Here is an 8447-nt window from a genome sequence, read left to right as displayed (position 1 = left end):
CTTTTCACATCGTCTTTTGTTCGGCTTCGATGGCGCGCCACGTGGCTTGTGCTAGATCTTGTTCTTTCCGCGTCGTCTGTTGTTCGGCATCGGCCATGCGGCGCTTGGCTTGGGCCAGTTCCTGCTCTTTTCCCACCATCTGTTGTTCGACTTCGACGGCGCGCCGCTTGGCCTGCGCCAGCTCCTGTTCTTTCCTCGTCGTCTGCTGTTCGGCATCGGCCATGCGGTGCTTGGCTTGGGCGAGTTCCTGCTCTTTCCCCGCCATCTGCTGTTCGACTTCGGTGATGCGCCGCTTGGCCTGGGCGAGTTCCTGCTCTTTCCTCGCCGACTGTTGTTCTGCTTCGGTTGCACGGCGTTTGGCCTGGGTCAATTCGTGCCCCTTCCCGGACGTCATCTGTTGTTCGACTTCGGCGACACGACGCTTGGCTTGGTTTAGTTCCTCGGTTTGCGAGGCAAGATCTTCTCGCAGTTTCTTTGAATTCTCATGGACGCTGGACCTCAAAGCTGAGAGTTCGTTCTCCTTGGCATGGAGCTGAAGAACAAGCTCACCGATTCGTCGCTTTGCATTCTCCAGACTACCGGCGGCAAGTTGTCGCTCGAGCTCTTCGATTTTTTGCGTGGCCTGCTGGAGATGATTTTTCGTCACGCTCAATTCATCTTGCGGCGACTGGCTGTCTGAATCTCCGGCGGCAACAGAAAGCGGCACGCTTCCACAGAACATGACGATGAATACAAGAGCGAAGGCGGATAACTTGATGATCATGTCTCACCCACAAGTAAGGTGCGGCGGCACTAAGATGGTTCGCGCCCCGCATGAAATCCGCGAAGAAGCACAGGCGAAAGTGCCTGAGTTGACCCTAAACCGATGTCGGCGCTTTTCCCTCTTCATGATTGGGAAGAGAAAGAGGGAAGACGATCCTATCGCCTTCCCGATTCAATTTGCAACGTGGGAGTGAAGCCGTTCACTATCGCGATGGAAGATCGGCTATGGTCTGCCGGATGTCGCCGCGTCGGGCGGCGAGATCGGACACAGTGCGATCCAACGAGGTGAGTCGCTTACCCGAGTTAATCGAAGGGATAGAGCGGATCTTTGCTCAACGGCCGTTTCTCCCGTTCAGTGAAACTCGCCGAGCACCGATAGCCTTCATGATTCAAGAATGGGAAGAGAAGCATGAACGAATTCGTTTCCACGTGTAAGTCGTCGGGAGCCAGTCGCACATTTCTCTCGCGCGCCGCAAGCTTCAGATTGAGTAGACAGCCTTCTTGTGTGTAACCACTTGCGGTAAGCCTTCCATGTCCATCCGGCCCTTCTGCCGCCTTGTCAGCGTGGAAAGAGCAGGCGGCTAAAAACATCGAAACGACGACAAGAAGCACTACGAAAAAGCGTTTCATTACCACCTCGAGAAACCTTTCAGTGCCGACCGGAGTGATGATTTCAACGGGCCTCAAGAAAAGGACGCCTTGACGAGAGCATCTGATTGTCGCGCCAGAGGTTTGGCGTCAAAGATAACCAAATCCCCGGATTGTGGGAGAAACGCAGAAGGGTGTCAAGAAACGGGTGGAGAGGTTTAAGTTTTAGGAGGATCATCATACATTACATGCGTCTAGGAACGCGGGAAACAACCGCTTCAATCTTGGTCCCCACCTTTTGTGGATAAGCTTGTGAACAAGTCTGTTTTAGGGACAAATCATGCACAAATGACGTATCTATTTATCAAACTGCCTACTTTTTAGGCGTCTGCATCGTATCGGATGAACCACAACTAATAGTAGTCCATGTCCTTCCTTCAGACGTTTTTTACACATTCCTAGGAATGTGTGATCGGCATCCATAAATAGGTCCTGCCGGAGTCATTAGTCGACAGCCAAGTGTATGGCTATCCACAGCCATGAGAATATCCTGGGGATCGCAGACTAATTAGCAGGTCTGCAGCGCTATTTCTAATCTGTCAAGAGCCGGTCGGAAAAGTAAGCCGGCTGGCCGGTGAAAGAGGTAGGGCCAAATGACCGCGGGCAGTGCTACTTCTTTCGGTAGATGTTGAGCCCGACTTTCTCTTGTCGATTCGGAATGGTCACGTTCCCTTCCGTAGAAGCGATGATGATCGTCTTGCCCGTTGAAGAGGGACCGAACTCTTTTGAGAGGTCCACTCTGATCGTCAACACAGATCCCTCTATGCTCATTTCAACGTTTTTCATGATGGCACCCTTTCAGTAGCACAAATGTTGCCTCTTTGGTCCTTGGCGGCGATTCTAGATTCTATATGTTCTCATCGTGAGGTTGATCTATGGCTCGCCAAAGCCGAGCCATTGACCAGATTTTTCAGGAAGCTTGCCCACGTTATTCATGAGCACTTCTGCTGCAATCCCGGCTTCGCCGGTACGACCTGCATGACCGACCAAATGAGACGGCCATGCTCGCCTGGCTCCGTCGGTCAACGTACTGTTCAAGTACACTTCCCACCGCGGACTCCAGGCGGCCGTCTCACAGGCGAATAGGCAATTTCGCGACGAATCATCATAAATAATGTGGGCTAGCGGGCGAGGTTTGTTCCGGCGAGTTTTTTTGCGATGCCGGGTAAATGGTTTTGAGCATCGACACCTTGAAAGCTGAAGGTCAGGACAAAACCGGCACACTGTGTGTATCCGGTGCCCCCAGGGCCTTTGCCGTTTCGAAAATCACCGATGACCATGTCGCCTCCCGTACAAACCGGAAATGTCGTGCGTTTGAACGCCGGGTTTTGCAAATACATGTCCATCATCTCTTTGGCCCCCGCCGCTGTTTCACTTTGTTGATCTATGTGAACATACACCGACAGCGCCTGACCGTTGGGCCATTGCCATGCGCAGCCCTCGCCGGTTCCCATCCTGGACTGAACAGCGGATAACGAGGGAGATGCAAGCAGGCTACAGACTTGGGCTGCCAGGGGGCTCATTGCGTGTGAGGGGGAGGCCCAGAGTAATCCACAGGCGGCGATGGCAAGGACAGTTTTCAGTTTCATATTGCGTTCATTGGGCGAAAACATCCGCTACCGGATGAGTCTCGCCGTACCACCGCCGTTTGCGTTGCGGCTGCAGAATGAACAGATGAATTGTAGTCCCGACGCCTCGCCTATTCAATGCTTATCCTATGGCTCATCCGGATGGCTTCGGCAGAGGGATGCGGTCGTCTACCGGCGCGGAATAAGCGTGACGGTTTCGGCTCGATGTTCCTTACTGCGCTCATCGACTACGCATAGGATGACCTCATGAGGCCGCGCTCCCCAGCTCTCAAACGAGACATGGATAGCCGAATTCCGATCTGTACGAGGCACGATTAAACCTTCCCCGAATTCTAGGTCGTAACCCTTCATTTGACGATAGCCGCTGGCCGGCAAGTAGTCATAGGCAAGTGTTCGGCCATCGGTCGCCCAATAGAAGGCCACCACGTCGCCTTCCGTCAGGAGGTCGATCTCCCGCACTGCCATGGTCGCAAGGTCCAGAAGGCCTATCAAATTGTGATGCCCCGCAGCTGAAAAGGCCGCGTACCGTCCGTCAGGTGAAACGCGAACCAGCTCGAATCGTTCCGGGCGATAAAAAAGCCCCGGCGCAAGTGTCGATTCGATCGGCAAACTTTGAATGGAAAGCTGAGAGGGTGTTGTCCGATCGGAGTGGATCACCAGAATGGCTTGTCGGTCGGGCGCCAGGTGTACGGAGGGATAAACGGATATGGGCGGTGCGCTGCAGGCCAGCAGGAGGCCGCCGACCAAAAGAAGTCCAATCGTCGATCGAGCGCGGCGACTCGCGCGGAGGACTGTATCGGCCTCAGAGTCCAGGAATCGGTTGCTCGGTGGCTCCGGCCCAGAAGTAATGATCATCGAAGTCTTTATACCAATGGGCATTCCCGTTGACGTTCATCCCGTTGCTCGTCCAACCGCGATACTTTAGTCTCCGCCCCTTCTTGATGGTACGGACCACTGCAGTTGCGGTGGTGGGGGCCAGCTCACGAATATTCAAGTCGACGCGCGCCTTCACGAAGCCCGGTTTCTTGATGAAGTTAAACGTAGCCGGATCCCGCTGGAACGCATTGGCCATATCGATGAGTTTGTCGAGATCGGCTTCGAATCCAGGACAGGTCTTGTCAGAGCGAATTTCTCGATGGCCGATGATATGATCGCGGTCGCAGGGGATGGCCCACCGCCGGCAAATCTCATCGATCAACCGGGCGCTGGCGTCGTACAACGCATCGGACCAAGGGGTATCCTCTCGCCCTTCATGCTCAATGCCGATCGTATACCAGTTTGGATTGACATCGAGTTTCAATAATCGCCAGGTGGGGAAGACGATACGGCCTGCATGCCAAGCACGATCGCTCTCCCCGACATATTGATGGATCTCTCCATCTTTTCCGATTCCATAGTGGGCCGACACCCCGGACTCTTCATTTGAAAACCAGGCATCGGTGCCCTTGAGCGTGCCTTCCATGATGTGGATGACGATTGCCTCGACCCTGAATCCTTCTCGCCCCTTGTCTTTGTTCGGACTTCCAATCCACTGCATAGCCATGCTTGCCTCCGGATACTCTCTCATTCTGTCGGTGTCTGGTTGGGCTCGTGCCGATTTCATCCAAACTGCGATCAAAAGATTACGTGAAGTCGGAAGGATAGGGATTCCAACGCAATTTAGCAATGAATGATGCTGTTCGACCGGTACTTTTGGTGTTCTCAGGAGTAGCAGCGCACATAAGGAGGCAATGCGCACATAAATGGGACGGCGGGGATAACTATTGATTCACTTGGTCGACGGCTTGAGTGTCCCTATGCCTGATGACCTGTTTCATCCACCGGCCCCTTTCCTTTGGCTCTGAGTGCCGACACAGCCCATATAGCGTCAGGATCATCGAGGTCAATTCGCTTTATGCCATTTGGGAACCGTGCCTGAAGCCTTGCATACTCGGCTTGCTTGTCGGTGTCAGGATGAGACCAGTCATGAAGGAAGTAAACGGCGCTGATTTTTGCTTGGAGCAGTTCCTTTGTGCAACCAAAGCAGGGGCGCATCGTTGAATAGAGGACAGCATTCGCTACAGGAATGCCGAAACGCGCAGCTGCCAGAAGAGCGTTTTGCTCCGCATGGACACAGATGCACAAATCATAGCCGGTGCCGGAGAGATACTTGTCTCGATTCGCGCACCGATGACACCCGCCATCCAAGCAGTTTTCCATGTTCTCGGGGGTTCCGTTGTAGCCGGTCGCGACAATGCGCCGATCAATGACAATGATGGCGCCCACGCGGTTGCCGAGGCAGTTGGCTCGACGGCGAACGGCCATCGCAATGCCCATGAAATATTCGTGATGTTCCGGAGGTGTGTTCGTCATGATCTCTCCGAGATGCGAGATAGTAGACGTCGAGTAAACGACAGCTTTCCTGCGCGCGTGATACTACCACGATGGCGTTAAGTATGGCTGTTTGTCCGGCCGCGGCCATTAGATACAGCTGTGAGTAGGAGCCCTTGGCGATGGAAGTGTGAGCGCCAGCAGAGTTTCAAACGAATCGAAGCGAGAGATGCCACCGAGGTTGAATTCTCGTGTGCCTTCAAGTCACCGTCTGCGGCGGGCTTCCACGCGCCAGACGATGTACGGACCCGGACTTCCGCCTGGGAGGCGACGTAACCAGTTTCTGCATGGACAACGATCAGATCTCGTACCGAGACTCCTGGATGCAGTCCATCATTGTCCCGCTGCGGGTGGGGCCGTCACATCGGTGCGGTTCCAGGTCAGTAAAATCAGCACGGTGTACTGATTGTAATACGCTCGTCCGATCAGTTTAGGCGTCGAACCGAGAAATTCGCCGGTCCGATTATCGTAGACGTCCAAATGCAGCCGAGCATAGCCGCTCTGGCTCTGATTTTTGTAGAGGGTAAGCTCGGGGAGCGAGAATGGAATCAACACGCTCTGAACCGGCGGCATCCCGACGAAGACGGTGCCTTGCATCGTTCCGAACGATTCCGCCATCACGCGAATCAAGTATGGGGATTCGGTGTCTCGGGCAGAAACGCGATAGCCCCTTCGTCCCAACTCGGCGGCCACGATATCCCGAATGTACAAAATATCGCGTGATGGACGATCGATCGCGCCGAGGTCCGCGTTCGTCGTGCGAAGCCGGGACCGATCACTTTCGAGGCCGGTCGCATCCACGTCCACATTGACGCCATCGGGCAGTCGAATCGAAAGATTCACCAGGGCTTGCTCGACCGCTTGAGTCAACAGGACCTGCTCAACCGCCGTCCGAGGGGTGCGTGACACTTCCTGTTCAATCGCGCATCCCGTGACCAATGCAGTCAAGATAATGAGTAGAAAAGAAGAAATCTTCATGAGACCACCACCTCTCCGATAGGAGAATGCTAGTCATGTTCAATGAGGAATTCAATGAGGACGATGCTGATATGGAATAGACAGGCATGAGGACACCATACAGTAAGGAGAAGAAGCGGCAGAGATGCTTCGCGACGAAGGACTCCGTAACAAGGATCATGTGTTACCTAAAGTCTTGTGAACGGATGAGCGAGAGTACTATCGAGCGGAAATGACCATTAGACTAGGATGCTGTGGTCGGCAGGACAAGCACAGTTAAGGAGGCAAATGGGGTGTCGATTCGCGGTCACTCGACGGCCATGACCGACCATGCCAGGATTTACCCGGTTGTCGTAAACGTCGTTGTTGAAGGCTTCACGCCAGTCGTCGTCGCTTGGGAAACCGATCCGATGTTTCTAGCCCAACTCCTTTGCCGGTCCATTGCCCATGCTCGCTTGAAAGGCCTCTGCCAGACCCTTTCTGACCGCCTTATACTTGGACCAGTCAAACCCACATAAGAATTCAGCGGCGGCTTTCGCGCCACGGGCAAATAGATCGACTTTGTCTTCGTGGTTCATCGTGAAATTCAGCCACTGATGGTCTCCGGTATCGATCATCTTGACCAAATGCTTATAGTCAGGGTTGGCTTTGATGAAATCGGAATCCAAGGTGTGACGGGCAGCATCGAAGACCGCACCGAGAAGTTGGGAGGGCTTTGTGATCTCGGCCGGCTCAGTGCCTTCAATGCCGATTTTTGCGCCGAACGTTGGAGCGGTTGGAACTCGATAGGGTTGGTGAAAGACGTTGATCGGAAAATTGGACATGATACCGCCGTCCATGAACATGACGCGTTTCGGAAGCGTGCCTTCATAACCGGCCATATCTCTCCAAAGCTCCGGATTTGAAGAACACTCATTGACTGTGAAAGGGTGGAAGAAAAAGGGAATGGACATGGAGGCGCGGGCGAAATAGGCAGGGTTTACCGGTTCAGGCTTGCACCAATACAGCCCGGCCATTCTGGGGAAGTCGACCTTTGTCTGGGTCGTGATGTCCGCGGCGATCATGACCAATTCCCCGCCCTTGTCTTTCTCAGCCAGCTCCGTATCGGTGCGCGTGGGCCTCAGTCCCAGTCCTGGAGAAACGGTGCGCAATTGGGTAAGAAGCTCGGCCGTCGTCTTGATTCCGACTCCTTGCAGCTCGGCGGTCAGCCAATTCAAAAAGGCGTTCCCTGGATTCAAGCCCAAATCGTCCTGCAGGTTGTCGATAATCTGCGAGGCCTTCCAAATGAGTTTGACCATGCCGGCCTTATCCAGAACCGCCTGTGAAAAATCCCTGGCGTCGCTATCGCCGTCGATAAACGACTCCATCGGCATTCGGGAAAGGACATCCAGTAGACGCTCGCTCTTGGCTTGCCCTGGAGGACCCAAAGCGGCAATCATGAGGGCATTGATGGATCCCGCTGAGGTCCCACCCACGCCCAGAAACCGGATGCCTGCTTGCTCAAGGACATAGGTGTACCCTGTCAGCGCGATGCCGAGCACACCTCCGCCTTCCATGACAAGATCGACATACTGGTGACCGCCTGCATCGATAATGTCGGAATATTCCTTGCCCATGCATTCGCTCTTCAGCGTTTGCAGTGCCTTCAGAACGTCCGGATGGTTGATGTAATCTTGTGCTGTCGACATGGGTCCCTCCAAGAGCATGATCAACAAGCGGCAATTTGACTAGCTGACCGTGGCTTTACACAAGGCCGACCTCGGCAATTCTTCTGGCGAGCGTGTCCCGTGAGGACGGATTCTTTTCCCGGTACATTAGCATTTCCTGTACTCTTTGCGTCGCATTTTTCTTCAGTCTGACGGCTTTACATAAACCTGCCAGATACGGCTACTTGCTTTCTCGGCGTTGGGAAGGAATTTTTTGTCAAACCAGTCCTTGAGCTGTCTCTGGGTCTTGCGGACAGACTGGCCGTCCTGGATTTCGAAGTACTCTCGTGAACTGCCTCCTGAGGTGACGCGGACTGCGACTAGAAATGTATGGAAGCTCACCGCGCTGGCCAAGAAAAAATACCATCCGTCGCCGGCATCAGACAGTCGATCGAACACCGACACCGGATTCGGC

At 54.1% G+C, this 8447-nt stretch carries 10 protein-coding genes; all 10 read right to left on the bottom strand.

Going from position 1 to position 8447, the window contains the following annotated elements:
• Positions 1–4: 4 nt before the first annotated feature.
• The gene (locus ACOSYY_RS16080) at positions 5–763 is read right to left on the bottom strand and encodes a coiled-coil domain-containing protein (protein WP_421663705.1); all 759 of its coding nucleotides are present in this window, start codon (positions 761–763) and stop codon (positions 5–7) included.
• A 302-nt stretch (positions 764–1065) separates the two neighbouring features.
• Positions 1066–1392: a hypothetical protein gene (locus tag ACOSYY_RS16075; protein WP_421663703.1), complete on the bottom strand. Its 327-nt coding sequence runs from the start codon at positions 1390–1392 to the stop codon at positions 1066–1068.
• A 627-nt stretch (positions 1393–2019) separates the two neighbouring features.
• Positions 2020–2196, bottom strand: a complete 177-nt coding sequence (locus ACOSYY_RS16070; protein ID WP_421663701.1) for a hypothetical protein — start codon at positions 2194–2196, stop codon at positions 2020–2022.
• 335 nt (positions 2197–2531) lie between these two features.
• Positions 2532–2999: a hypothetical protein gene (locus ACOSYY_RS16065; RefSeq protein WP_421663699.1), complete on the bottom strand. Its 468-nt coding sequence runs from the start codon at positions 2997–2999 to the stop codon at positions 2532–2534.
• 168 nt (positions 3000–3167) lie between these two features.
• A complete protein-coding gene (locus tag ACOSYY_RS16060; protein ID WP_421663697.1) occupies positions 3168–3746 on the bottom strand; it encodes a hypothetical protein in 579 nt (192 codons plus the stop codon).
• Between the two features lie 55 nt (positions 3747–3801).
• On the bottom strand, positions 3802–4542 hold the full coding sequence (locus tag ACOSYY_RS16055) for an N-acetylmuramoyl-L-alanine amidase (RefSeq protein WP_421663695.1): 741 nt from the start codon (positions 4540–4542) through the stop codon (positions 3802–3804).
• A gap of 251 nt (positions 4543–4793) precedes the next feature.
• Positions 4794–5351 (bottom strand): deoxycytidylate deaminase, encoded by a 558-nt coding sequence (locus tag ACOSYY_RS16050; RefSeq protein WP_421663693.1) that lies wholly within the window; start codon positions 5349–5351, stop codon positions 4794–4796.
• Positions 5352–5702: 351 nt separating this feature from the next.
• Entirely contained in the window at positions 5703–6347 is a 645-nt protein-coding gene (locus tag ACOSYY_RS16045) for a hypothetical protein (protein WP_421663691.1), read from the bottom strand.
• Between the two features lie 395 nt (positions 6348–6742).
• On the bottom strand, positions 6743–8014 hold the full coding sequence (locus ACOSYY_RS16040) for a patatin-like phospholipase family protein (protein WP_421663689.1): 1272 nt from the start codon (positions 8012–8014) through the stop codon (positions 6743–6745).
• 162 nt (positions 8015–8176) lie between these two features.
• The coding region (locus tag ACOSYY_RS16035; RefSeq protein ID WP_421663687.1) for a hypothetical protein at positions 8177–8447 on the bottom strand (271 nt) is incomplete at its 5' end.

Source organism: Nitrospira sp. BLG_2, from assembly GCF_049222245.1.
The sequence above is the reverse complement of the archived record's forward strand: the minus strand, read 5'-3'. Positions and strand labels throughout refer to the sequence as shown.